Genomic DNA, 25,326 nt, shown 5'->3' with positions numbered 1-25,326 from the left:
AAATTATGTTTTTTGTAATGCGTAGTGATGCGGGATTAGCTGGTTTTCAATGTAAAACAACAGGTTAAGCTGTTCACTGACCTTCGGGAAAGTAAGAAGGTTTTTTTCAAAGGACAGGTAGTCCGGTGACTATAAGCCCATGAAGACAAAAGAGGAAGGATGACGGTTACCTGAGCGATCGATGTCTGCAACAGATGAGGTAACAGAAGAATGTAAGACAGTCATGCACATGAGCGCGTCGAAATACATCTCAGAACCGGTTGCCCCCTAGAGGTCAACATAACCCGCTTTTTTTACGTATCTCCCTATGGGTATGCCCCGGAGCAGTGACAGAAATTAAATATCACTCATCCGGGTTACCTTTCTTAACCGGAGATACCAAATCATGACCACGCATCCCTTACTTACCGAAGACCAGTTGATTGACATGGCATTTATCACCAGTCTGCTGCAAATGACAGATAAGTGGATTTATAAGCTCATTAAGGATGGAGTCTTTCCCAAACCCATCAAGCTGGGCCGAAGCTCCCGATGGTTAAAAAGCGAAGTCGAAAACTGGCTACAGGAACGAATCGATCAGTCCCGTAAATAACCTCCCACCAGACTAAAACCTCAGCAGAATAATGACTATCCGGTTGCTCCGGAGGTTTTCTGCTGTCTGTCATTTAAGCCAGAAGAAATATGAACATGAAAGATTACAAGCCTCGTTACGAAGAACTTTATAAATGTTACCAGACCTGGCTGACCGATTTTACGAAGCTGACGGTCAGATCGGGTATGTGCCACCAGAATATATATCATCACCATACCCTGACGGTTGGTAGCCTTAAGTTTCCGGGAGAGGAAGAGGTTATTGCTGTTGTTCCACAGTGTCTGCACCGGATTATTTATGGCAGAGCAGCAGCCCCACTGACTGTTAATGATGACCTGATCGTCAGTTTATTTACCCAGGAGCATCTGCTGGTTCACCATCCCATGCTGGAGGGGATTTTACTGTCTGAGTGCGTGCGTTTAAAACAACGCCCTCTGGCAAATAAGCTCATCAGTTTGTTCCGCCAGTTCAGCGGTAGCGAGCTGCGTCTGAAGCTGGTCTGGCTTTGCTGGTACGATTTGATGCTGGGTAATTGCCTTGATGACTGGACCAACAACCTCAGGTTCAAAAAAGACAAAGAGATGGATATCTGGATCAATAACCGGCAGGCGGAAAACCCTGCGCTGACCAGCCTGATGGACGAGTACATCTGCTTTGCGTGGCGAACGACAGCTGAACCACTGCGTTAGGCTTCATCCATAGTCCTGCAAGGGATTTGAGGGTTATTGGGGAGTGAAAATTAATTTAGGTTAATTAATATAATTAATAGGCACTCCCTTTTTACAACCATCCTCTTAATCCATGCATTTCCCCAGCCATGGCTCTTCCTGAAAGCCAGGTGCATTCCATTGACTGGCCCTCGCCAGCACTAAAGAAACTCATCCTATGCAAAACAAACAACGATGGGAGCCAGACTGGTTTCTACAGTCACTCCTGAACAACCATATCGACAAACTGGTAGAGCGCTATTCCTGCCTGCGGGCATTCCGAACAGATCTGTTTTACCAGGATCATACCGCTAAGTATTTCCTGCAGGATCACCAGCAGCTCGAATGGGATATCCGAAAGCTGATGAACCATATGATGCAACTCGAAGCGGTGGTCGGTTTCTTTTGGGTTATCGAATGGACTGAAGATCACCACTACCACGCTCACGTTGTCTTCTGGCTGGATGGCAGTAAAACCCAGAACACATATCCCTGGGCTCAACAAGCAGGTTTGCACTGGAGTGATATCACTGAGCGGGAAGGCTGGTATCACCGATGTGAGTTTAAAGAGCATTACACGGCCAATATCAATATTCCGGTGCGTTACAGCGATCCGGGCAGTATCGCCAATATCCGGCAGGTGCTGGCGTATATGGCCAAAGTTCAACAAAAGCAGGGGCTGCCGTTGTTTGGTTGCAATGAGGTCCCTGAGCGACCAGCAACCGGACGACCACGCAAGACTGACTTCTGAGTCAGTCTGTTTTTTACGTCAGCAATTCATAGTGTGACAACCACTCCGCAGTTCCCCTTTCAATCCCCTTAATCCATTCAATCGCATGGCGTCTGTTTGCCCTTCAAGGACGGCTTACGCCTGCCTGCAGGAACATGACTATGTTTGCTAAATCCTTTATTGCTCTCGACGGTAACTGTCGCCTGACCGGGGCTCGTACTGCGCAGATAGCGCCTTACGATCGCTATACCTGCCATCTGTGCAACAGCACAATGCAATACCATCCTGAATACGACACCGAACGCCCGTGGTTCGAACACACCGAAACGGGTCTCACCAGCAATGGTCGACAGCATTGTCCCTATGCCAATCCGGATGCGGGTGAAATGCATCTTGTTAGAGGCCTGCAACTCCTCCACTGCAATGCCGCTTCCAGGGCCAGTAAAGCCGATTGGCACTGCTCAAAATGTGTGATCGATTACTATGGTGAACGCTATTGTCTGACCTGTAGCACCGGAGACTTCAGCCAACCAACAGATGCAGCATGATGAAAATATAGAAATACTTTATCACCACCAACGGGATCATTACATCACCGTTGGGAATGCCGCCAGTACAGAAGTCAGTGTCTGGAACTGCACACAATGTTGATGTGGTCTAATTCTGCACGCAGGCTCACAGCAGGAACAACGCAATAGCTAGAACTCTTGTACTCGTGAAAGTAAAATAAGATATCTATCTTATCCCGTCCTATCTGAATGGTATAAAAATGTATTCAAATCATCAGCGTCACTATCTGGCACAGTGGTTAACGTTAAGCGGCAAAGCCGAGGACTCACTTACACAGACCATCGCCAGCGCGCGAGTTGATATGAATCCCCATCAGGTAGAAGCCGCTATGTTCGCACTGGCATCTCCTTTGTCGAATGGCGTTATCCTCGCAGATGAAGTGGGACTAGGGAAAACCATTGAGGCCAGCCTGATTTTGGCGCAAAAGTGGGCAGAACGACGCCGGAAATTATTGCTTATTGCTCCGGCAACGCTGCGTAAGCAGTGGAGTCAGGAACTTGAAGAGAAATTTTCATTACCTTCGCGGATTATCGAAGCAAAAAGCTTCAATCAAATGATCAAAGAGGGATGTGTTAATCCATTTGACATTGAAAACGCAACAGGGGAGGCTGCGATATGTATTTGTTCATACGAATTCGCTTCCCGTAAAGAACATGAATTGGCCCGTATCCCATGGGATCTGGTCGTCATGGATGAAGCCCATAAACTGCGAAATATCTACAAGAACGATGGCGCTAAAACGGCCAAAAAACTCAGTAGTGCATTATCTGGCAGGAAAAAAATTCTGCTCTCTGCTACGCCGCTTCAAAACAGCATCCTTGAACTTTATGGTTTGGTTTCCGTTATTGACCCTCATTTCTTCGGTGATTTGGCCTCGTTTAAGGCCCGTTATTCTCGGCAGAATATTGACGATGCAGAATTAGCGTTATTAAGGGTACGTCTGAATAAGATCTGTAACCGTACGCTTCGCCGACAGGTTCAGCAGGAAGGTGGTATCAGTTTTACCCGCCGTCATTCATTAACCGAAGATTTTCGCCCGACGGATGAAGAAGAAGCTCTCTATAAACAGGTTTCCTCTTATTTGCAGCAAGACGATCTACTGGCAATCAAAAGTGGTGCACGTCATCTAGTAACATTAGTCATTCGCAAAATTCTGGCCTCATCGTCCACTGCGATTCAGGGAACGCTGGAGACTATGATTCATCGTCTAGAAAATAAAATGCCGGTCTTAGATGCCCTGACTGATTATGAAAATTATGATGATTACAGTGATGAAGAAGGTATCGAGGATGAAGTTACCATCGATCCTAGGGCTCTACAGGCAGAAATCGATCAGTTAAAAAGTTATAAAACGTTAGCGGCATCTATAACTAAAAACGCCAAGGCGGAGGCATTGTTAAGCGTTCTTAGTCGGGCTTTCGAATTCACAGTAGAACTTGGTGGATTGCGTAAAGCGGTCATTTTTACCGAGTCCGTGCGCACCCAAACTTGGCTAGCACAACTGCTTTCAGACAATGGGTATGAAGGCGAAGTCGTGTTGCTCAACGGCAGTAACAGCGATGCGGCGTCTCGCAAGATTTATAGTGACTGGTTGGAGAAGCATCAAAACTCTGGCCGGGTTTCCGGTTCGCGTACGGCGGATATGAAAGCGGCACTGGTCGAAAAATTTAGGGACGAAGGTACTCTGATGATATGTACCGAGGCCGGTGCAGAAGGTATCAACCTTCAGTTCTGCTCTCTGTTAATCAATTATGACTTACCTTGGAACCCGCAGCGGGTTGAGCAACGTATCGGGCGTGTTCACCGTTACGGACAAAAGCACGATGTTGTAGTGGTCAATTTCATTAATAAAGGCAACCGGGCCGATCAGCGTGTCTTTGAACTATTGAGCCAGAAGTTCCAGCTTTTTGAAGGCGTGTTTGGTGCATCCGATGATATTCTGGGATCGATAGAATCGGGCGTTGATATTGAACGGCGTATCCATGAGATTTACCAGCACTGCCGCTCCGACGAGCAAATAGAACAGGAGTTTAATCAGCTCCAGGATGAACTCAAAGAGCAACTGGAAAACCGGGAGAATGAAACCCGGCGTTCCTTATTTGAACATTTCGATGTAGATGTCGTCCGAAATCTAAAAACTCGACGCACAACGACCCTCGCACAGTTAAACGATTATCAGGAAAATCTGCTGCTGCTAGCGGAAATGTTTCTAAGTGACAATAGCGATTTCCAGCACTCTGAAACTGGTTTTCGTTCCTCGGGAAAGTATTATGACGTTAGCTGGCCTGTTGCGGATGAAAAGGATGCAGAATTTTTCCGACCTAATCAGGGATACGGAAAGCAACTGATTGATGTGGCCCTACATGAGGGAAAAGACCTTTCCACATTGCCAGTTTGTCAGAAACTCCATTTCATCTACCAACCCAAGGCAGGACAATTGGCTGATGTAAAATTGCTTTGCCAACAATCAGGGCAGTTGTTACTAGCAAAAGTCAGTATCGGAAATCAAGAACAACAACGAGAGCAGCTACTTGTCGCTGCCGTAACGGAAAATGGTGAGGTAGTGGCGGAAGAAACCGCATCCCGTCTTCTTCGCTTGCCGTTGTCAGAGGTAACATCAATCGAAGAACAGCCTGTGTTACCCACTTTAGCCGCACAATGTGAGGTTTTACGGAATTCTTTTATCCAGCAGGTCGAACGTGATAACGAACTTTATTACAATGAAGAAGTAGAAAAACTTGAACGCTGGTCAGAAGATCGTCGCATCGCGCTGGACCTACGCATCAAACAGTTAGATGCAGAAATTAAAGAAGCGCGTAAAACCGCCCGCCAACTTCCTTCGCTGAAAGAGAAGATGGAAGCGAAACGCTCGCTAAAGGCACTAGAACGCGAGCGGGACAACATCATGTTACAGTATCATGATGAAAAGAAAAAAATTGAGCAGGAAGAAGACCGCCTGCTGGAAGAGGTTGAACAAAAGCTGGCGACAGAGATAACGTCCAGTCAATTATTTGCGGTGAGCTGGACATTGAATTCACCTTCCGCATGAAGTTTTGTTGTTTCAGGAGTCAATGATGGCTAACGGTAAAGTATTAAGACAGCTGATAAAAGCGGGCGCGACGGGCGACACTGCTACGTTCCGTCGCGTTTCAGAAGCCATTATTGATGAGGAACGTCAGAAACAGCACCATCTTCTGGCTAACGATCTGGAGCATATTCTTTATAGCGATCACATTGTTCAGGCTTCGCGTTCAACTACGTTGCCTCCGGCACCGGTAGACAAAGAAAGGGGGCTGCCACTGTTGGATCTACGGCAGCCGCAGCGCAGCCTCGATGAAATGATCCTTCCAGCTACCAGTGCTACAGTGATCGATGAGCTCCTTGAAGAGCACCGGCGTAGCGATGTATTGCATAGCTATGGGATGAAAGCAGCCAGTAAAATCATGTTTTTCGGGCCACCAGGCTGCGGTAAAACGCTGGCAGCGGAGGTCATTGCCTTTGAGCTGGACATGCCGCTGGCAATTGTCCGCCTTGATGTATTGGTATCCTCATTTCTGGGTGAAACAGCCGCAAATCTGCGTAAAATTTTTGATTTTATTGCCCAACATCCGCTGGTGGTCTTGTTCGATGAATTTGATGCAATAGGTAAAGAACGCGGCGACAGCGGAGAACACGGCGAATTACGCAGGGTCGTCAATGCTGTACTGCAAATGATGGATGCTTATCAGGGCAAAAGTCTAATTCTGGCGGCCACCAACCATGAACATATTTTGGACAGCGCCATTTGGCGTCGTTTCGATGAAGTGATTGAATTTCCTCTGCCAGATCAGACGCAGTTACGTGAGTTGCTGGCGTTAAAGCTACGCGGCATTCGCCGACAGTTTGAACTGGACGATAATGAGTTGTTATCCTTGCTTCATGGCAAAAGTGGTGCAGATATCGAACGCATCGTTCGCCGAGCCACTAAACACATGATCCTGCGTCATCAGGAATTCCTGACGCTGAAAGATTTAAAAAACGCGATGCAGCGAGAGAACGCCAGAACTCACCGATAAGGGACTGCCATGACGGCGAATTATCAGCATCTAAATATTTCCAAAGCCCCTCTTCAGAATGACCGACGGACCCGCAGAGTCAATATGCCTCGTATTCGCAGAGGCGATTTACGTCAGCATGGGCAAATGTTATTGAACCAGCTCCAAACTCTGCGCCCGATGTTGACGCAGGTACCAGGCAGCGCCGCTGATGGTCGATATATACTCAAGCTGAACTACAGCGGCACGATGAACTTTTCGGCATTGATACATCATGGCGTAGAGTTTGTTAGTCAGGAAAATAAACAAGTTTGTGTAGTCTTTAGTGACGAGCAAGGGCTGGCTACATTTGCAGAACATCTGTCATCCCTCGGTCTAGGTAATACAGAACTAACCTACAAACAGATCCTGGAGGCGCTTGACGGTATTGAGGGCTGGTCGGCGGAAGATCGCAAAAGCTGGGCTCTTCGGCGTTATGGTTTTCCTGTAGCGGAACGCTTTAAACTGGATGTGGAGCTCTGGCCTATCGAAGTTGCGCATCATCCCAAACGTATCGATCTGTATACACGTTTTGAGCACTGGTTACAGGAGCAGGATATTTCCAGGCAGGATAAAGTCAATCTGGACAGCCTGTTAATGTACCGGGTCGAGGTTTCACTCGCGCAAGCGGAACACCTATTAGCTCATCGGGACGTTAGGTTTATTGATTTGCCACCGTCTAGTGGCATTAGCTATCAACAAATTAACCGGGACATCAATACACTTCCAGCTCGCCTGAGCTCGCCAGCGGAAAATGCGACCAGGATATGTATTCTGGATAGTGGTATTAATACCAACCATCCTTTGTTAAGCGCTGCCATTGCTGAAAGCGCCAGCTTTATTCCCGATCAAGATGCGTTTGATGAACAGGGGCATGGCACTGCCGTTGCCAGTATTGCGTTGTATGGTGATGTTGAGGCTTGTAACCAGAGCAATTTCTGGCAGCCTCAACTATGGCTTTATAATGGAAAAGTACTGAACGAGCAGGCTGAATTTAATGCCGAAACTATTGAAGCTACGCTTGCAGCTGCTGTTGCATATTTTACCGATCTCGGCTGCCGCATTTTCAACCTGTCATTGGGAAATGCTAATGCTCCCTACGACGGCAAACATATCCGCGGTATAGCGTATTTATTAGATACGTTGTCAAGGCAGTACAATGTACTTTTTGTCGTTTCTGCAGGAAACTTCGCTGGTAGTGACGAGCCTCCGGTACCACAAAGCAGCTGGCGGGATGAGTATCCTGATTACCTGTTGCATGAGGCAAGCGTTATCATCGATCCAGCTCCTGCACTCAATGTACTGACAGTGGGCAGCATCGCTAGGCATAACGCAACGCACGATGCACAACGAAGACCTGAGGATATTCAGCATCTCTGCCCGGCAACAGAAAATCAACCTTCACCTTTTACCCGACATGGTCCATCAATAAAAGGGGCGTTTAAACCCGACGTTATGGCACACGGTGGCAGTGTCGCTTCCAATGTGCGGCAAGGGCAATGGCAGGCGCATATGCGTGGTTTGGGTGTATTAAGTTGCCATCACCAGTTTCAGGGCGCTACCTTGTTTAAGGAGCTCAGCGGTACCAGCTTCGCCGCACCGTATATTACGCATCTGGCAGGACGCCTGTTAAACGAATACCCGGATATGTCCGCCAGTATGTTACGGGCAATGTTGGTTAATCATGCATCTGTCCCTCAGGCGATGACGCAGGCTTTCCCGCAGGCGATGCGAGAAAGTTATAAAAAAGCACCTACAACGAGAAACCGCGAGATAGAACGTGAGGTAACGGGTTACGGCATCATCGATGAAGATGCTTTATACCGCTCTTCAGAATATGTGGTGGTCATGCGATGTGAAGAGCAGATAGAAAATAACGCCCATCAGTTTTTTGAACTGCCCTTCCCGGCTTCTTTTTTAAGATCGCAGCGATCAACTCGTGAAATCCGCGTGACACTGGCTTACTCGCCCGCTGTGCGTACCACTCGACTGGACTATACCGCCACGCGGATCAGCTTCCGGCTGGTTAATGGTCGCTCGCTGGATGAGGTGCAGGCCAGTTTTAATCACCAGACCCAGAGTGAAACGGAAACCCGCTCCGATGATGCCCAAACTAACCGGGTTGTATCTGCTCAACAGCGGGAACGCGGTACGGTACAATCATCAGTATGGACTTTTCGTCAGCGTAACCCGAATGAAAAATGGTTTATCGTTGTAACCCGTCAGGATAGAGATTGGGGCGAAGCATTCAGCAGCGAGCAGGAGCCTTACGCACTGGTAGTGACCGCGACCGATCGCGATAACGAACAGGCACAGCTTTATACACAAATTCAGGCGCAGATCCGTGAACAGGAACGCGCGCGAGCACGTATTGGATAAAAATAGATTATGACAACGAAGCAAAAACTAGAACTTAACTGGATTGGTAAGCATAAGCGCCCTCGTCTGGAGCCGCGTATTCTGCTTGAAGACAAAGAGTTGTCTTACGGCGATGCGGATAATGAGAATCTGCTAGTTCATGGTGATAACCTGTTGGCTCTGAAGGCGCTGGAACAAAAGTATGCAGGGAAAGTCAAGTGCATATTTATCGATCCCCCGTATAACACAGGTAGTGCCTTTGAACATTATGATGATGGCCTAGAGCATTCAATGTGGCTGTCTATGATAAGAGATCGCTTAGAGTTATTACGAATCTTACTTAGTGATGACGGTTCTATTTGGATAACAATCGATGATAATGAGTGTCATTATCTAAAAGTGATTTGTGATGAAATTTTTGGAAGAAATAATTTTATTTCTAACTCAATCTGGCAAAAAAAATACGCTCCATCCAATGACGCGAAAAAACTTAGTGAAGATCATGACCATATTTTAATTTATGCAAAAAACAAAAAAGAATGGACTCCTAATCGACTGCCTAGAAATATCGAGTCAAATAAATCTTACAAAAATCCAGATAATGATCCCCGCGGATTATGGAGAGCAGATAATTACAAGTGCAATAAAAGTGCTTCGGAACGCCCAAATTTATATTACCCAATTATTCAGCCTAACACTAAAGAGATAATTTGGCCGTCTGAAACTGCTGTCTGGCGTTACAATGAAGATACTCATAAACGACATATAGCAGAAGACTTAATTTGGTGGGGAAAAGATGGGAAAAATTCTACGCCAGCATTCAAAAGACATCTATCAACAGTAGATGATACAACCAATCCTCAATCTGTTTGGACGTGGCAAGAGGTTGGGCATAATCAAGATGCAAAGCGAGAAGTACAGAAACTAAACCCAAAATCGCCATTCTCTACGCCTAAACCAGAAAAGTTGCTGGAGAGAATAATTCATATTGCCTCAAATAGAGGGGACATTGTTTTAGATTCTTTTGCAGGCTCAGGTACGACTGGTGCAGTAGCACACAAAATGGGACGCCGCTGGATCATGGTTGAGTTAGGAGAGCATTGTCAGACTCATATAGTGCCACGCCTGAAAAAAGTGATTGATGGTGAAGATCAGGGGGGGATTTCGAAATCTGTTAACTGGCAAGGTGGTGGCGGTTTTCGCTATTTTCATCTAGCCCCTTCCTTACTGAAAAAAGACAACTGGGGTAATTGGGTGATTAATAAGGAATATAATGCAGAAATGCTGGCTGAAGCTATGTGTAAACATATGAACTTCACCTATTCACCTAGCCCTACTCAATACTGGAATCATGGTTACAGCACCGAAACAGACTACATTTACGTCACGACCGGCTCTTTAGCTTACGATCAACTTAAAGTTTTGAGTGAAGAGTTGGGATCCGAACGTACATTGCTGATCTGCTGCAAAGCATTTATGACCGAAGGTGTAGATTTTCCCAATCTCACTCTAGTAAAAATTCCGCGCGCTATTCTAAGCAAATGCGAATGGGATCAGGATGACTACAGCTTCACGCTAAACGTACTCTCTGATTCAGAGCAGCCTGACGATATTGACTATGTTGAAGACAGCGAAGACGAAGAACAATTATGAGCCAGATTAACTCCGTTAAAATTGCCAATCGAATTAGTGCTCGACTTTCATTGCGTGATCCGCAGGAAGAATCCTTACGTATTTTATGTGACGTGTTGGAACAGCTGGAACTCAGTAAAGATCCCGATCTTAATCGCTGGATTGAATTGCTACATCAACAGTATCCCACAGTAAAAGGGTTTGAACGTGCCTTTCCTTCACTCTGCTTTGCACTGGCTACGGGAGTAGGTAAAACTCGCTTAATGGGAGCGATGATTGCCTGGTTATACTTAACAGGACGCAGTCGTCACTTCTTCGTACTAGCTCCTAACTTGACCATTTATGAAAAACTTAAGATGGACTTTTTACCCGGCTCGCCAAAGTATGTTTTTCAGGGCATTCCTGAACTGGCACAAACACCGCCGGTACTAATTACTGGTGATGATTATCAGGAAGGACGAGGGGTTCGTCTGGACTACGCGATTGCTGAGAGCAAAACGGGAGATCTTTTTGGCAGCGAAACCGCCCCGCACATTAATATCTTCAATATTTCCAAAATCAATGCACTGGAAAATGCCAAAGGTGCTGCTAAATCCAAGGTCGCTAAAATTCGACGTATTCAGGAATACGTCGGAGAATCCTATTTTAGCTATCTTGCAAACCTGCCCGATTTAGTTATTTTGATGGATGAAGCCCATCGTTACTATGCCAGCGCGGGTGCACAGGCACTTAACGATCTGAATCCAGTGTTGGGGATTGAATTAACTGCCACGCCGAAAACCGTGGGCGCAAACCCACGTGATTTTAATAATATTATTTATCACTATCCCCTTTCACGTGCACTAAAAGACGGATACGTCAAAATTCCAGCGGTTGCCACGCGCAAAGACTTCCGTGCTGCCAATTACTCTGAAGAGCAGTTGGAAAAAATAAAGCTGGAAGATGGAATCCACCATCATGAATATGTGAAAACGGAACTAACCAGCTTCGCCAACAACACCGGTAACAAACTGGTCAAACCTTTTATGCTAGTCGTTGCGCAGGATACCGATCATGCAGACAGACTAAAAGTACGCATTGAACACGACGATTTTTTCAATGGCGCTTACAAAGGCAAAGTAATAACCGTTCACTCTAACCAAACGGGTGAAGAATCAGAAGAAACTATGCAGCGCCTTTTGGCCGTTGAGCATGACAAAGACACTGAAATCGTCATTCATGTCAATAAGTTAAAAGAGGGATGGGACGTTACAAATCTGTACACTATCGTTCCATTACGTGCTTCTGCCTCTGAAATCCTGACTGAGCAGACCATAGGCCGAGGACTGCGCCTTCCCTACGGCAAAAGAACCGGCGTCGAAGCCGTCGATCGCCTGACGATTATTGCCCATGACCGTTTTCAGGAGATTATCGATCGTGCCAATAACGATGACTCGATTATCAAGAAGGTTCTGTATATCGGGCTGGATGATGATGAAAACGGTATACCAGAAGTAAAACCCCAGCAAATTATCGTACCATCAATGGCTGAATTCCTGTTGGGAAATCAAGTCATTGATAATGATGGGTTGCAGGCTTGTGAACCTCAAGCAATATATCAGACAAACTCCATATCAAAACCGGTAATCAATACGGAAACAGAACGTAAAGTTGCCGAACTTACGTTCAAAGTGGTATCAGAAGAAGCTAAACGGTTAACCAGCAGTCAGCAACTCAGCACGCCAGAGGTGAAAGCAAACGTAACTCGACGGGTACAACAAGCCTTGCGTGAATGGGAAGTCACTCAACATCAAATCTCATCGTCTTCGGATCAACTCGATTTGACGGAAATGATTGAAGAGCAAGTTGAACAGCCAAGTTTTCTTTCAATGGAGGATACGGAAGTTCAGGCGTTGGTCGGGACGATCACCGAAAAACTGATGGAATATACTATCGATATTCCTAGAATCGTGGTTTTGCCAGAACGTGAAGTCAATTACGGGTTTAATGATTTCAACCTTTCCGGATTGGATCGCATTGCGCTCAAACCCGGCAGTAAAGAGCTCTTACTCACGCATCTGGAAAATAACGAACAGCGGACAATCAGTTGGCAGGAAGGTGGAGAAGCGGAAGAGCGGCTAGAAAACTATCTCATTCGTTATCTGCTCGACCATGATGAAATTGATTACGACGAACATGCCGACATGCTTTACAAACTGGCCGGACAGATGGTGAACCATTTGTGCAGTTATCAGCCGGAGGAAGATGCAGAATCCGTTCTGAAAAATGCAGGTAGGCAGTTGGCAGAATTTATATGGGTGCAAATCAAACAAAATATGTGGACAACACCAACTGGCTATACCGGGCGCATAACTCAGGGCTTTGACGTGATACACCCGGCAACATTCAATTTTGCCGGAAACGAAAAACCAAGAGACTTCCGTGTAGCTATTCGGGGTGGAGAAAAAAATAAAGTCCGCCAGATGATTTTCACTGGCTTTACTAAATGCTGTTATCCTTACCAGAAATTCGACTCTGTAGATGGGGAGCTTCGTCTTGCACAAATACTGGAGAATGATCCTTCAGTAATTCGTTGGATGAAACCTCGTCCAGGTCAGTTTCGCATCGAATATGCTAATGGCAAGAACTATGAACCTGATTTTGTTGTCGAAATGGACAATAGCTATTGCCTGATTGAACCGAAAAAAGCGACAGAAATCGACGCGCCAGAAGTTCAGGCCAAAACGCGAGCGGCTATCCGTTGGTGCGAATTTGCAAATCAAAATGCTGAAAAACTTAATGGGAAATCGTGGCAATATGCTCTTATCCCCCATGATGAAATTGAGTTAAGTCGGTCAATTTCTGGACTAATGGCTGATTTTATGATGACTAATAGTTTATCTGTATAATGGCTATTTTGGAATAATGACGAGAACCATCCTTAGACAATATAATGCCGCCTAAGGATGGTTTAACATAAAAAAAGATAAAAAATGAATCTAGGAAATGAGTTCCCTAAAAAGCAGAATGTTTATAAAGGCATGTGGTATTTAATCACTAACACCAAACGATTTTTATTATCCGCAGCCGAAAACTCGATGGCATTTGAGCTTGAGAAAGAAGAGTATCAACGGAAGCTCGAACAAGGAGATTACAGTCTTGATCCAAAAAATCATACCTACTCTCATCCCCAGAGGCTAAAAGAATTACGAACTTTGTTATTCAAGACAACAGTTTATATTTTTAGCATTATTATTTTAATCGCAGGCATTGGTTTTTATACGGGAACATTAAACATAGCATCCCATCTATCATGGAAAAATAGTGTCAGTGCATTAGGTATTACTTTTATTTCATGGGCTACATTATTTCAATTAGGCTGGGGAAATGGTTCATGGAGTGGAACGTGTCTGGACGAATTGGTAAGACATTCTCTTTTTCGTCATTTTTTTATCATTGGTGTATTTTTTAGTTTATTGTATTTCGTTCTACCAGAATAACTATTCCATCCCTACCAAATCTGTATTTTTTGTCAAAAGGCGCTTCAGGATTTCTGATTATCCTATAAAGGACATCAATGATAATTATATCTTCCAATAGCTGCACCTTTGGCAAATAAAGGCGATGCATCACACTACCTTCCATTATCAGCAACGCTACAACAAATTGAATCACATGTAATAGCTTAGACCTGAGCTGACAGTTACCGGTTATTTATACAAGTATCTGTCAGATTACATCTGGCTTAAATTTTTCTTAGCCCAAATGCACTTGAAGTGGGCAACAAAAACTAAGAAAAAAATTTTACAACTATGGAATTCGGTTGGGAATAAAGTTTCTTCGTGTCAGGCATTGACCGGTTAAGGCCCACTTCAGCTCAGAACCGGTACTGATGTAAATCCTACTGATAAAAAGAATTATTAAGCACTTGCACGCTGAACAGCATCTTCAAGCCAACGAAGCGATCTTCTATAGTGGGCTATATCTGCTCCATCAGCATCTTTCGCATGAGTATCAGGACGATCGTTTACTAATTCCGCATGCTCTTTTAATAAGCGAAGATCATTAAAAATAGAAGAAAAAAGATCCCATTCTTTTTCTATTAATCGTATGAGCTCTGACCAAAGAAGTTTCTCAATCAAGTCATCAGCCGGAAGATGCTTTAGCTTATCAACACGATGTCTTTCAATACATTTTTGTATACGAGCTGAAGGGGCTCCTTTTGACTTATCTTGGAGGCAAGAAAATTTTATAAAATTCAGCGAGAGCCCGCGCAATCTTTTTTCTAGCTTATTTCGGCTAGCATTAATAAGCGCTAACTCATCAGCCCACTCATCCAGGGTAAACAATAGATTCTGAGCACTCTCCTGAGTTGCTTCAACAGTAGGTACTGACAAGACCGCTTTCTTTTTCTCGTATAACTTCAAACCTTCTTCGATCATGATGCTACCAAGTTGAATTTTTCCAAGTTTCTCTTGCAACACACCATATCTCAACAATGTAGACGTTAGAATATCTGACTTACTACAAATCTGCCCCTCCAATACCTGTTTGGCTGGAATATAGACCTCAGGATGTACTCTAAAAAGATGATTTAGAGCTACTTCTGCAATTGCAGCTCCCTCAACTTCAACAAAATCTCTTACCAATCGCTGCGCAGTTTCTTTCTGTACAGAGCACGGTCTATCCCTAATATCAATATGCCGATGAATGTACGAGCACGCCTTGCGAGTCCAATACGGCATGTTTCCGCATGCATTACCAATCCATTCAGCTGTAGCATCATCAAATGTCAACCCTGTAACTTTGGATGTAGCCCTAATCATTGCAGCACTGGCATTAGGGGCAAGTGGCGACAGATATTCGTCCGGAATGAATGCTAAAACAGCATTTTCTACGCCCCCAATTGACTCTTCCTTAAACCATTTACTCGATACTCCACACACGAATAGAGACAGTTTTTTATCGAGTCGTGCACATTCCTGCACGACTGCACGAAGATTTCGCCAAAAAGGATTGAAATCAGCGGTCCACGCTGCTTTGGCTGTTGGGCTACCTGGTGTAATGTAGTCGACCTCGTCAAAGAACATTATTACCGTTCCATCGGTATTTTGAATAACTTTGAGCAAGGAGGCTCTGGCATCAGTAAGCGTTATCTTCAAGTTTCGAGTACGAACTACTTCGGCATATTTCGGACTACACGAAGACGCTGTCGTAACAGAATCCGATATAGAGCTCAGCAGCTGAGCCGCATTTTGCTCCCATATATCGTCCTTAGAACAGTCAATCATGATAGATACACAATCTTGATGCACCCTAGCTTCATGAAGAATCCTGTTTAAGATAGAGGTTTTACCAATCTTTCGAATTCCTAACGATGATCGAATCTGTCCATTTCTCAGTTGTCGCGCAATATCCAAAGCCTCAGTACGTCGCCCGAAGAACCTAGCATCATCAGATACAGGGCCTGTAACATCAAAGGGGTCATTTGAGAAAAAGTCTTGCAGAAGATCTCGCTCAAACATTGCAGGGTCACTAATCACATCTCGGGCGGAAATAGGAAGAATGGCTAAGCTCTGTTCTCTCCCCCAGTTTTTGAGCTTTCTATTCCCATCCAGATCGGCATGCACTACGATTGCAAGTGCTCCTTCCACCCTCCCTTGCGACTCAGCAATTTGGGTCTTTAGTGCTTGTATCGTACGCTGTTGCTGATCTTGAAAATTAGTGATCAACACGATCACCTCGCGATCAGTTGAGAATATTTTTGAGAGCCGCTTGTTTGGCTTTATAAACAAAACTCCATATAGTCCCTTTTCAAATTCAAAAGTAGATAGCTGGTTTGTTACTGATAAAAGCCCAGCAGATGCTCGCTCGAATTGCACTGCAAGTTCAGCAAGCTCTTGTTGAATCAATTCACGTGCCATTTTTTTCCTCAATAATAATTAAATATCATTAATAAAAAACCCGAGTTATTCCAACAATTCCGAAACAATCTGAAACCTTTCATGGTCTGTAAAAGCCAAATAAATTTGGTCACTACCTTAGATTTTTATTCCCACTGACTCCGCCGCGAACCCCAGCTCTCTTATCCATTCTTTTTCCCAAAATCAAACGGACTAACCCCCTTCTCCCGATTCGCATCCAGATAATCCGCCCACCACTGCAACATCAACCTACGCTCTCCCAGATGCTCCGCCTTATGGATGTAAGCCGCCCTTACAGAGCTGCGTTCCTGATGGCTCATTTGCCTCTCTACAGCATCTCTCGACCACAAGCCCGATTCAATCAGTGAGCTACAAGCCATTGTCCTGAAACCATGCCCACATACTTCCGTTTTTGTATCATAACCCATCACTCTCAGAGCCTTGTTCACCGTATTCTCGCTCATCGGCTTACGCAGATCGTGATCGCCAACGAAGATCAGCTCTCGGTTCCCATTCATGCTTTTGATCTTTTCCAGAATAGCTAAGGCCTGACGCGACAAAGGAACAAGATGAGGTGTCCGCATCTTTGAACCACGCTGTGAATGTTTAACACCGTCCAGCGGTTCACGCTCACCAGGAATCGTCCACATAGCCGTTTCAAAATCGACTTCTGACCAGCGGGCAAAACGCAGCTCGCTTGAGCGGATAAAAACTAACAAGGTAAGTTCGACAGCAAGTCGGGTTAATGGTCTTCCGGAATAGTGATCGATGCGGTGAAGCAATTCAGGAATGCGGTTCAGTTCCAGCGCAGCACGGTGCTGTCTTTTTGCCGTAGCAACCGCACCGGCAATCTCTTGCGCGGGGTTATAGTCGATTAAGCCGCTCTGAACAGCAAAGCGCATAATCGCGGTAGTTCGCTGTTGTAAGCGGGCGGCGACTTCGAGTCGTCCGGATGATTCCACAGCCTTAATGGGCACAAGCAGATCTCGTGTCTTCAGGTCAGCAATATTGCGTTTGCCGATAGCAGCAAAGAGATTATCCTCAAGACTTTTCAATACACGAGCACTATGCGATGCGGACCACTTCTGATTGCTGGCATGCCATTCTCGGGCAACCACTTCAAACGTTATCGCTTCCTGCTCTTGTTCTACCTTAACAGCTTTCTTATTCTCACTAGGGTCGACGCCGTTAGCTAATAGCTTACGGGCCTCATCCCGGCGTGCCCGGGCATCCGCCAATGACACTTCAGGGTATTTCCCCAGCGCCAGCATCTTCTCTTTGCCACCGAAGCGATAACGTAGCCGCCAGTATTTGGAGCCGTTAGGGTGAACCAGCAAAACCATGCCGTCGCCATCAGTCAGCTTATAGGCTTTTGCTTCAGGCTTTGCCGAACGAACCTTCACATCACTCAGAGCCATAATGAGTATCCTTTCAAGGGTTCTGTGTGGGTACAAACATTATCGAACCGCGATATACCCGCAGTTGTACCCGCATCAGTAAGTTGATGTAGATTGAATCAGGTTGACTTAGGTTGAGTGAAAAAGCGAGGAAAGCCTTGCGGATACTGGATTTCAGGCACAAAAAAAGACGTCCGTTGACGTCTATTGATGTTCCGATGGTGCCGAAGGCCGGACTCGAACCGGCACGTATTTCTACGGTTGATTTTGAATCAACTGCGTCTACCGATTTCGCCACTCCGGCACGGAAGGGATGCGGAAAACGTTGTGGATTATACCTGTCATGCGCCACCATGCAAGCGCCAGCGTGTGTCTGGCTCGCTAAGTGTTGAAAATTTCAGCATTACCTTTCGTACCTGCAATCAACATCACGGTTTAGCCCACGCAATAACCGCCTTAATCCCCCCTTCTGCGAAGCGTCCCGTTTCCCCATGCTCTACACTTCCAGTTCAACACCATACTGAGGGAAACACGATGTCGATGATAAAAAGCTACGCTGCAAAAGCGGCGGGCAGCGAACTCGAACTCTATGAATATGATGCTGGCGAGCTTAAGCCGGAAGATGTAGAAGTCCAGGTCGATTACTGCGGTATCTGCCATTCTGATTTGTCGATGATCGACAACGAATGGGGATTCTCTCAGTATCCTCTGGTTGCCGGGCATGAGGTGATTGGTCGCGTGGCGGCGCTCGGCAGCGCGGCGCAGGATAAGGGCCTGAAAGTTGGTCAGCGCGTCGGCGTTGGCTGGACGGCGCGCAGCTGCGGGCATTGCGATGCCTGTATCAGCGGTAATCAGATCAACTGCCTTGAAGGGTCTGTCCCCACGATACTCAATCGCGGCGGCTTTGCCGAGAAGCTGCGGGCCGACTGGCAGTGGGTGATCCCGTTGCCGGAGAGTATCGATCTTGCGGCCGCTGGCCCATTACTGTGCGGCGGCATCACGGTGTTCAAACCACTGCTGATGCACCATATCACCGCCACCAGCCGCGTCGGGGTGATCGGCATCGGCGGCCTGGGGCATATCGCCATTAAGCTGTTACATGCGATGGGTTGCGAAGTGACCGCGTTCAGCTCCAATCCGGCGAAAGAGCAGGAAGTGCTGGCAATGGGGGCGGATAAAGTCGTCAACAGCCGCGATCCGGATGCGCTAAAAGCGCTGGCGGGCCAGTTCGATCTCATTATTAACACGGTTAACGTCGATCTCGACTGGCAGCCCTATTTTGAAGCGCTGGCCTACGGCGGTAACTTCCATACCGTCGGTGCAGTGCTGAAGCCGCTGCCGGTTCCGGCGTTCACCTTAATAGCCGGCGATCGCAGCATCTCCGGTTCGGCAACAGGTACGCCGTTCGAACTGCGCAAACTGATGAAGTTTGCCGGGCGCAGCAAGGTGTCGCCCACCACCGAACTGTACCCGATGTCGCAAATTAACGAAGCAATCCAACATGTACGTGACGGCAAAGCCCGCTATCGCGTAGTACTTAAAGCAGACTTCTGATCGTCTTTGCCGGGTGGCGTAAGCTTCCCGGCTATTCTCCCCGCTATTCCAGACAGGTTAAATTCTCCTCACAATCTCCGCAATTTAGCGGTGAAGAGTGCGTCACGGTTGCCTATACTCCAGGCAGGATAAATGGAGGAAATCTCAATGAGCGCACCCCTGCTAATTGCCCGCACGCCGGACACCGAACTGTTTTTACTGCCAGGCATGGCCAACCGCCACGGGCTGATTACCGGCGCGACCGGGACCGGTAAAACCGTCACGCTACAGAAGCTGGCCGAATCGCTGTCCGAGATTGGCGTGCCGGTATTTATGGCCGATGTGAAAGGTGACTTAACCGGCGCTGCCGAGGAAGGACAAGCCTCTGAAAAGCTGCTCGCCCGCCTGAAAAATATCGGCATTACCGACTGGCAACCGCATGCTAATCCGGTCACGGTGTGGGATATCTTCGGCGAAAAAGGTCATCCCGTGAGAGCCACGGTATCTGACCTCGGTCCGCTTCTGCTGGCCCGTCTGCTGAACCTCAACGACGTGCAGTCCGGTGTGCTGGATATTATCTTCCGTATTGCCGATGACCAGGGATTGCTGCTGCTCGATTTCAAAGACCTGCGGGCTATCACCCAATACATTGGCGATAACGCTAAATCCTTCCAGAATCAGTACGGCAATATCAGTAGCGCCTCGGTCGGGGCTATCCAGCGCGGGCTGCTGTCGCTGGATCAACAGGGCGCGGCACACTTCTTTGGCGAACCGATGCTGGACATCAAAGACTGGATGCGTACCGACGCCAGCGGCAAAGGGATGATTAATATCCTCAGCGCCGAGAAGCTCTATCAGATGCCCAAACTGTACGCTGCCAGCCTGCTGTGGATGCTCTCCGAACTGTATGAACAGCTGCCGGAAGCGGGCGATCTGGAGAAGCCCAAACTGGTGTTCTTCTTCGATGAAGCGCATCTGCTATTCAACGATGCTCCGCAGGTGCTGCTGGATAAAATCGAACAGGTGATCCGCCTGATCCGCTCGAAAGGGGTCGGCGTGTGGTTCGTCTCGCAAAACCCGTCGGATATTCCGGACAACGTGCTCGGCCAGTTGGGGAACCGCGTACAGCACGCCCTGCGCGCGTTTACCCCGAAAGACCAGAAAGCGGTGAAAAGCGCGGCGCAAACCATGCGCGCCAACCCGGCATTTGATACCGAAAAAGCCATTCAGGAGCTGGGAACTGGTGAGGCGCTGGTGTCGTTTCTGGACGCCAAAGGCAGCCCTTCTGTGGTTGAACGGGCGATGGTGATTGCGCCATGCTCACGGATGGGACCGGTGACGGACGACGAGCGCAACGGGCTGATTAATCACTCTTCGCTGTACGGCAAATATGAAGAAGATATCGACCGCGAGTCCGCCTATGAACGTTTGCAGCAAGGCGTGCAGGCCAGTACCGAGCAGCAAAATACGCCCCCCGCCAACGGTAAAGCTGTCGATGTGGATGGCGGTATTCTCGGTGGGTTGAAGGATATTCTGTTTGGCAGCACCGGACCGCGTGGCGGTAAGCGCGATGGCGTGGTGCAGAGCGTGGCGAAAAGCGCAGCGAGGCAGGTTACCAATCAGATAATCCGCGGCATGTTGGGGAGTTTGATGGGCGGGAGAAAACGCTAGCCCGTGTTACGTTGCCGGATGGCGGCGTGGACGCCCTATCCGGCCTACGGGTCCGGAGTAGGCCTGAAAAGCACAACGCCATCAGGCCTACGATTACTGTGATTACGACTTACGTAGCATCAGCCACAGGCTTATCAGGAAGAAGCTGGCGCTTGGCAGCAGCGCACCGATAATCGGCGGAATGCCGTACACCAGCGTCAGCGGGCCAAAGATTTGGTCCAGCACATAGAACACAAAGCCAAAGCTAATCCCTGTCACCACGCGCACGCCCATCGGGACGCTACGCAGCGGACCAAAGATAAATGACAGCGCCATCAGCATCATGACCGCTACAGACAGCGGCTGGAAGACTTTGCTCCACATATTGAGCTGGTAGCGTCCGGCATCCTGGCCGCTCGACTTCAGGTACTTCACGTAGTTATGCAGACCGCTAATCGACAGCGCGTCAGGATCCAACGCCACAACGCCGAGCTTGTCGGGTGTCAGGTTGGTTTTCCAGGTGCCGCTCACCGTTTGCGAGCCGGTGATTTGCTTCGGATCGGTCAGGTTGGATTCATCCACCTGCGACAAACGCCAGACCTTCTGCTCCGGGTCAAATGTCGCGCTTGCGGCATAGCGAACGGACTGCAGACGGCGCTTGTCGTTAAACGAGTAGATGCTAATCCCGCCCAGCTCGGCCTCGCCTTTCACTCGCTCGATGTAGACAAAGCTGTCACCGTCTTTCGCCCACAAACCCTGCTGAGTAGAGAGCAGCGAGCCGCCGTACATCTGCTGCGCACGGTAGTTACGCGCCATCTGTTCACCTTGTGGCGCGACCCATTCGCCGATAGCCATCGTGAGCAGCACCAGCGGAATCGCGGTTTTCATCACCGACAACGCCACCTGCATACGGGTAAAGCCAGAAGCCTGCATCACCACCAGTTCACTACGCTGGGCCAGCATGCCCAATCCCAGCAATGCCCCCAGCAGCGCCGCCATCGGGAAGAAGATCTGGATATCTTTCGGCGCACTGAGCAGGGTATACAGCCCGGCGCCCATCGCATCGTAGCTCCCCTGCCCGGCTTTTTTCAGCTGGTCAACGAACTTGATGATCCCGGAGAGCGACACCAGCATGAACAGCGTCATCATGATGGTGGTGAAAATGGTTTTACCGATATAGCGGTCAAGTACACCAAAAGGCTGCATTATACCGCTCCTTTACGCATAAAACGGGCACGCAAGCGGCGCATCGGCACCGTATCCCAGAGGTTAAGCACAATCGCCAGCGCCAGATACGCCAGGTTAACCGTCCACATCCAGAACACTGGATCCAGCTTACCTTTACCACCGTTCGACTTCAGCGACGTTTGAACCAGGAAGAACAGCAAATAGAGCAGCATTGCTGGCAGCATCGACAGCACGCGACCCTGACGCGGGTTCACCACGCTCAGCGGTACGACCATCAGCGCCATCATAAATACGGTGAAAACTAACGTGATACGCCAGGTCAGCTCCGCGCGGGCACGATCGGTGTCGGTCGTCCACAGCGTACGCATGTTCATCTGGTCGGTATCGTTTGGATCCAGCGCCACGGCCTGATGACCGATAATCGCCTGATAATCCTGGAAGTCGGTAATGCGGAAATCGCGCAGCAGCGCGGTACCTTCAAAGCGCGTGCCCTGGTTCAGCGTCACAACCTGAGAGCCATCGCGTAATTGGGTAAGATGTCCGGAATCCGCTACCACCACCGAAGGACGAGCGTTGCCTTTCGGGCGGATTTGCGCGAGGAACACGTCTTTGAAGTTGCTGCCGTCAACGCTTTCGATAAACAGCACCGAACTGCCGTTGGTCGCCTGCTGGAATTGCCCCTGAGCAAGCGCCGCCATACCGGGGTTCGCTTTCGCCTCCGCCAGGACTTCGTCCTGATGTCTGGAGGACCACGGTCCAGCCCACATCACGTTGACCGCCGCAATAATACTGGTAAACAGCGCCAGCACCATCGCCGCTTTCACGAGCACTGCCTTGCTCAGCCCGCAGGCGTGCATGACCGTAATTTCGCTTTCGGTATACAGTTTGCCCAGCGTCATCAACAGCCCGAGGAACAGGCTTAAGGGCAAGATAAGTTGCGCCATTTCTGGCACGCCCAGCCCCAGCAGCGAGAGCACCAGATTTGCCGGGATATCACCGTCAACCGCCGCACCAAGGATCCTGACCAACTTTTGACAAAAGAAGATCAAAAGCAGGATGAATAGGATCGCAAGTTGGCTTTTGAGCGTTTCCCGAACCAGATATCTTATGATTATCACTTTAAATACGCCCGTAAAAACCCGTCTTTTGCCGGAATTTAGCTTGTTTCATGGCTTAAACGTCATTTATTCTCTTGAGTCGTCGAAATCGTCGCTAAGATCATTATACTCAACGGATCCACCTCTCAGAAATTGTTCTGACGTGCCAATGCCGTAATAACGTTAAGATTAACACGAAGTCACCGCAACAGCGGGTATGAGTTACGAAAGCTTGCAATTCTATCCGTAGCCACCGCCGTTGTCTTTAAGATTCAGGAGCGTAGTGCATGGAGTTCAGTGTAAAAAGCGGTAGCCCGGAGAAACAGCGGAGTGCGTGCATCGTCGTGGGTGTCTTTGAACCACGCCGCCTCTCTCCGATTGCAGAGCAGCTCGACAAGATCAGCGACGGGTACATCAGCGCACTGCTGCGTCGCGGCGAACTGGAAGGCAAACCGGGTCAAACCCTGTTGCTGCACCATGTTCCTAACGTTCTGTCTGAGCGAATTCTCCTCATTGGTTGTGGCAAAGAGCGCGAACTTGACGAGCGCCAGTACAAGCAGGTCATTCAGAAAACCATCAATACGCTGAATGATACTGGCTCAATGGAAGCCGTCTGCTTTCTGACTGAGCTGCACGTCAAAGGGCGCAATAACTACTGGAAAGTGCGTCAGGCCGTTGAGACGGCACAGGAAACGCTGTACAGCTTTGACCAACTGAAGACCAACAAAAGCGAGCCACGTCGCCCGCTGCGTAAAATGGTCTTCAATGTGCCGACCCGCCGCGAGCTGACCAGCGGTGAGCGTGCGATCCAACACGGTCTGGCAATCGCCGCCGGCATTAAAGCGGCTAAAGATCTTGGCAACATGCCGCCGAACATCTGTAACGCCGCCTACCTGGCCTCTCAGGCGCGCCAGCTGGCAGACAGCTACAGCAAAAATGTTGTGACCCGCGTGATCGGCGAGCAGCAGATGAAAGAGCTGGGCATGCACTCTTATCTGGCCGTCGGTCACGGCTCGCAGAATGAGTCGCTGATGTCGGTCATCGAGTACAAAGGCAATCCGTCCGAAGACGCGCGTCCGATTGTGCTGGTCGGTAAAGGGTTAACCTTTGACTCCGGCGGTATCTCCATCAAACCAGCCGAAGGCATGGATGAGATGAAATACGACATGTGCGGCGCGGCTGCGGTATATGGCGTGATGCGCATGGTGGCCGAGCTTCAGTTGCCCATCAACGTTGTCGGCGTACTGGCGGGTTGCGAAAACATGCCAGGTGGCCGCGCATATCGCCCAGGCGATGTGCTGACCACCATGTCTGGTCAGACCGTTGAAGTGCTCAATACCGATGCCGAAGGCCGTCTGGTGCTGTGCGACGTGTTAACCTACGTCGAGCGGTTTGAGCCAGAAGCAGTGATTGACGTTGCGACCCTGACCGGCGCGTGCGTAATTGCGCTGGGCCATCACATCACCGGCCTGATGTCGAACCACAACCCGCTGGCGCATGAGCTGATCGGTGCGTCCGAGCAGGCTGGCGACCGCGCGTGGCGTTTGCCGCTGGGTGATGAATACCAGGAGCAGTTAGAGTCCAACTTTGCGGATATGGCGAACATCGGCGGACGTCCTGGCGGTGCCATTACCGCGGGCTGCTTCCTGTCACGCTTTACCCGTAAGTACAACTGGGCGCACCTGGATATCGCCGGTACCGCATGGCGTTCAGGGAAAGCCAAAGGCGCAACCGGTCGTCCGGTCGCGTTGCTGTCGCAGTTCCTGCTCAATCGTGCCGGTTTTAACGGCGAAGATTGATGTAAAACGCCGGGTGGCGGCTTCGCCTTACCCGGCCGACAACGTTACTCAACCGTAGGCCGGGTAAGCGTAGCGCCACCCGGCTTTGCATTTAAAT

The 25,326-nt window shown here is 48.5% G+C and carries 18 protein-coding genes and 1 tRNA gene; 13 read left to right on the top strand and 6 right to left on the bottom strand.

Translation table 11 applies throughout. From position 1 onward, the window contains the following. Positions 1-385 precede the first annotated feature (385 nt). The 10 genes from OGY72_RS18520 (at position 386) to OGY72_RS18475 (ending at position 14,141) form a co-directional block, all read left to right on the top strand. Positions 386-592, top strand: a complete 207-nt coding sequence (locus tag OGY72_RS18520) for a helix-turn-helix transcriptional regulator (protein ID WP_062729752.1) — start codon at positions 386-388, stop codon at positions 590-592. Positions 593-687: 95 nt separating this feature from the next. Further along, positions 688-1,281 carry a hypothetical protein gene (locus OGY72_RS18515; RefSeq protein WP_219976681.1) on the top strand — a complete coding sequence of 198 codons (594 nt, stop codon included), beginning with the start codon at positions 688-690 and terminating at the stop codon, positions 1,279-1,281. Positions 1,282-1,477: 196 nt separating this feature from the next. Further along, complete coding sequence (locus tag OGY72_RS18510) at positions 1,478-2,050, top strand: YagK/YfjJ domain-containing protein (protein ID WP_219976647.1); 573 nt, start codon at positions 1,478-1,480, stop codon at positions 2,048-2,050. 140 nt (positions 2,051-2,190) lie between these two features. Continuing rightward, entirely contained in the window at positions 2,191-2,577 is a 387-nt protein-coding gene (locus tag OGY72_RS18505; protein WP_219976645.1) for a putative zinc ribbon protein, read from the top strand. A gap of 221 nt (positions 2,578-2,798) precedes the next feature. Then, entirely contained in the window at positions 2,799-5,648 is a 2,850-nt protein-coding gene (locus tag OGY72_RS18500) for an SNF2-related protein (protein WP_219976643.1), read from the top strand. 25 nt (positions 5,649-5,673) lie between these two features. Next, positions 5,674-6,654 (top strand): AAA family ATPase, encoded by a 981-nt coding sequence (locus OGY72_RS18495; RefSeq protein ID WP_219976680.1) that lies wholly within the window; start codon positions 5,674-5,676, stop codon positions 6,652-6,654. 9 nt (positions 6,655-6,663) lie between these two features. Beyond that, the gene (locus OGY72_RS18490; RefSeq protein ID WP_219976641.1) at positions 6,664-9,051 is read left to right on the top strand and encodes a S8 family peptidase; all 2,388 of its coding nucleotides are present in this window, start codon (positions 6,664-6,666) and stop codon (positions 9,049-9,051) included. A gap of 9 nt (positions 9,052-9,060) precedes the next feature. Continuing rightward, entirely contained in the window at positions 9,061-10,683 is a 1,623-nt protein-coding gene (locus OGY72_RS18485) for a site-specific DNA-methyltransferase (RefSeq protein ID WP_205926918.1), read from the top strand. Next, positions 10,680-13,550, top strand: coding sequence for a DEAD/DEAH box helicase (locus OGY72_RS18480; protein WP_219976639.1), 2,871 nt, complete (start codon positions 10,680-10,682; stop codon positions 13,548-13,550). The genes OGY72_RS18485 and OGY72_RS18480 overlap by 4 nt, the downstream gene beginning before the upstream one ends. 84 nt (positions 13,551-13,634) lie before the next feature. Then, positions 13,635-14,141: a hypothetical protein gene (locus tag OGY72_RS18475; RefSeq protein ID WP_219976637.1), complete on the top strand. Its 507-nt coding sequence runs from the start codon at positions 13,635-13,637 to the stop codon at positions 14,139-14,141. 420 nt (positions 14,142-14,561) lie between these two features. Here OGY72_RS18475 and OGY72_RS18470 read toward each other — a convergent pair whose 3' ends face one another. From OGY72_RS18470 to OGY72_RS18460, 3 genes are all read right to left on the bottom strand, one after another. After that, on the bottom strand, positions 14,562-16,565 hold the full coding sequence (locus OGY72_RS18470) for an ATP-binding protein (RefSeq protein WP_219976635.1): 2,004 nt from the start codon (positions 16,563-16,565) through the stop codon (positions 14,562-14,564). A 161-nt stretch (positions 16,566-16,726) separates the two neighbouring features. After that, positions 16,727-17,983 (bottom strand): tyrosine-type recombinase/integrase, encoded by a 1,257-nt coding sequence (locus OGY72_RS18465; RefSeq protein ID WP_219976634.1) that lies wholly within the window; start codon positions 17,981-17,983, stop codon positions 16,727-16,729. 198 nt (positions 17,984-18,181) lie between these two features. Beyond that, positions 18,182-18,266, bottom strand: a tRNA-Leu gene (locus OGY72_RS18460). Between the two features lie 230 nt (positions 18,267-18,496). On the opposite strand from OGY72_RS18460, the gene ahr reads away from it, so the two are divergent. Both ahr and OGY72_RS18450 read left to right on the top strand, forming a co-directional pair. Then, positions 18,497-19,516, top strand: coding sequence for an NADPH-dependent aldehyde reductase Ahr (gene ahr, locus OGY72_RS18455; RefSeq protein ID WP_048236253.1), 1,020 nt, complete (start codon positions 18,497-18,499; stop codon positions 19,514-19,516). A gap of 147 nt (positions 19,517-19,663) precedes the next feature. Next, positions 19,664-21,166, top strand: coding sequence for a helicase HerA-like C-terminal domain-containing protein (locus OGY72_RS18450; protein WP_286548685.1), 1,503 nt, complete (start codon positions 19,664-19,666; stop codon positions 21,164-21,166). A 102-nt stretch (positions 21,167-21,268) separates the two neighbouring features. Here OGY72_RS18450 and lptG read toward each other — a convergent pair whose 3' ends face one another. The 3 genes from lptG to OGY72_RS18435 form a co-directional block, all read right to left on the bottom strand. Beyond that, complete coding sequence (gene lptG / locus OGY72_RS18445; protein WP_003025875.1) at positions 21,269-22,351, bottom strand: LPS export ABC transporter permease LptG; 1,083 nt, start codon at positions 22,349-22,351, stop codon at positions 21,269-21,271. Continuing rightward, positions 22,351-23,451 carry an LPS export ABC transporter permease LptF gene (gene lptF / locus OGY72_RS18440; protein ID WP_003830254.1) on the bottom strand — a complete coding sequence of 367 codons (1,101 nt, stop codon included), beginning with the start codon at positions 23,449-23,451 and terminating at the stop codon, positions 22,351-22,353. The genes lptG and lptF overlap by 1 nt, the downstream gene beginning before the upstream one ends. 62 nt (positions 23,452-23,513) lie before the next feature. Beyond that, positions 23,514-23,564, bottom strand: coding sequence for a hypothetical protein (locus OGY72_RS18435; RefSeq protein WP_212723231.1), 51 nt, complete (start codon positions 23,562-23,564; stop codon positions 23,514-23,516). 153 nt (positions 23,565-23,717) lie between these two features. Between OGY72_RS18435 and pepA the strand changes: the two genes are divergently transcribed. Continuing rightward, on the top strand, positions 23,718-25,229 hold the full coding sequence (gene pepA, locus OGY72_RS18430) for a leucyl aminopeptidase (protein WP_286548683.1): 1,512 nt from the start codon (positions 23,718-23,720) through the stop codon (positions 25,227-25,229). Positions 25,230-25,326: the final 97 nt, after the last annotated feature.

Source organism: Citrobacter sp. Cpo221 (assembly GCF_030332345.1).
Lineage (GTDB): Bacteria > Pseudomonadota > Gammaproteobacteria > Enterobacterales > Enterobacteriaceae > Citrobacter > Citrobacter portucalensis.
Note: the sequence above shows the minus strand (reverse complement) of the source record. Positions and strands in the feature narration are given on the sequence as shown.

What these genes read in the sequence shown, in the direction of transcription:
- OGY72_RS18465 (WP_219976634.1), bottom strand. Translation starts at nt 17,983, where the DNA reads ATGGCTCTGAGTGATGTGAAGGTTCGTTCGGCAAAGCCTGAAGCAAAA.
- OGY72_RS18515 (WP_219976681.1), top strand. Translation starts at nt 688, where the DNA reads ATGAAAGATTACAAGCCTCGTTACGAAGAACTTTATAAATGTTACCAG.
- OGY72_RS18450 (WP_286548685.1), top strand. Translation starts at nt 19,664, where the DNA reads ATGAGCGCACCCCTGCTAATTGCCCGCACGCCGGACACCGAACTGTTT.
- OGY72_RS18475 (WP_219976637.1), top strand. Translation starts at nt 13,635, where the DNA reads ATGAATCTAGGAAATGAGTTCCCTAAAAAGCAGAATGTTTATAAAGGC.
- pepA (WP_286548683.1), top strand. Translation starts at nt 23,718, where the DNA reads ATGGAGTTCAGTGTAAAAAGCGGTAGCCCGGAGAAACAGCGGAGTGCG.
- OGY72_RS18495 (WP_219976680.1), top strand. Translation starts at nt 5,674, where the DNA reads ATGGCTAACGGTAAAGTATTAAGACAGCTGATAAAAGCGGGCGCGACG.
- lptG (WP_003025875.1), bottom strand. Translation starts at nt 22,351, where the DNA reads ATGCAGCCTTTTGGTGTACTTGACCGCTATATCGGTAAAACCATTTTC.
- ahr (WP_048236253.1), top strand. Translation starts at nt 18,497, where the DNA reads ATGTCGATGATAAAAAGCTACGCTGCAAAAGCGGCGGGCAGCGAACTC.
- OGY72_RS18520 (WP_062729752.1), top strand. Translation starts at nt 386, where the DNA reads ATGACCACGCATCCCTTACTTACCGAAGACCAGTTGATTGACATGGCA.
- OGY72_RS18480 (WP_219976639.1), top strand. Translation starts at nt 10,680, where the DNA reads ATGAGCCAGATTAACTCCGTTAAAATTGCCAATCGAATTAGTGCTCGA.
- OGY72_RS18470 (WP_219976635.1), bottom strand. Translation starts at nt 16,565, where the DNA reads ATGGCACGTGAATTGATTCAACAAGAGCTTGCTGAACTTGCAGTGCAA.
- OGY72_RS18490 (WP_219976641.1), top strand. Translation starts at nt 6,664, where the DNA reads ATGACGGCGAATTATCAGCATCTAAATATTTCCAAAGCCCCTCTTCAG.
- OGY72_RS18485 (WP_205926918.1), top strand. Translation starts at nt 9,061, where the DNA reads ATGACAACGAAGCAAAAACTAGAACTTAACTGGATTGGTAAGCATAAG.
- OGY72_RS18505 (WP_219976645.1), top strand. Translation starts at nt 2,191, where the DNA reads ATGTTTGCTAAATCCTTTATTGCTCTCGACGGTAACTGTCGCCTGACC.
- OGY72_RS18510 (WP_219976647.1), top strand. Translation starts at nt 1,478, where the DNA reads ATGCAAAACAAACAACGATGGGAGCCAGACTGGTTTCTACAGTCACTC.
- OGY72_RS18500 (WP_219976643.1), top strand. Translation starts at nt 2,799, where the DNA reads ATGTATTCAAATCATCAGCGTCACTATCTGGCACAGTGGTTAACGTTA.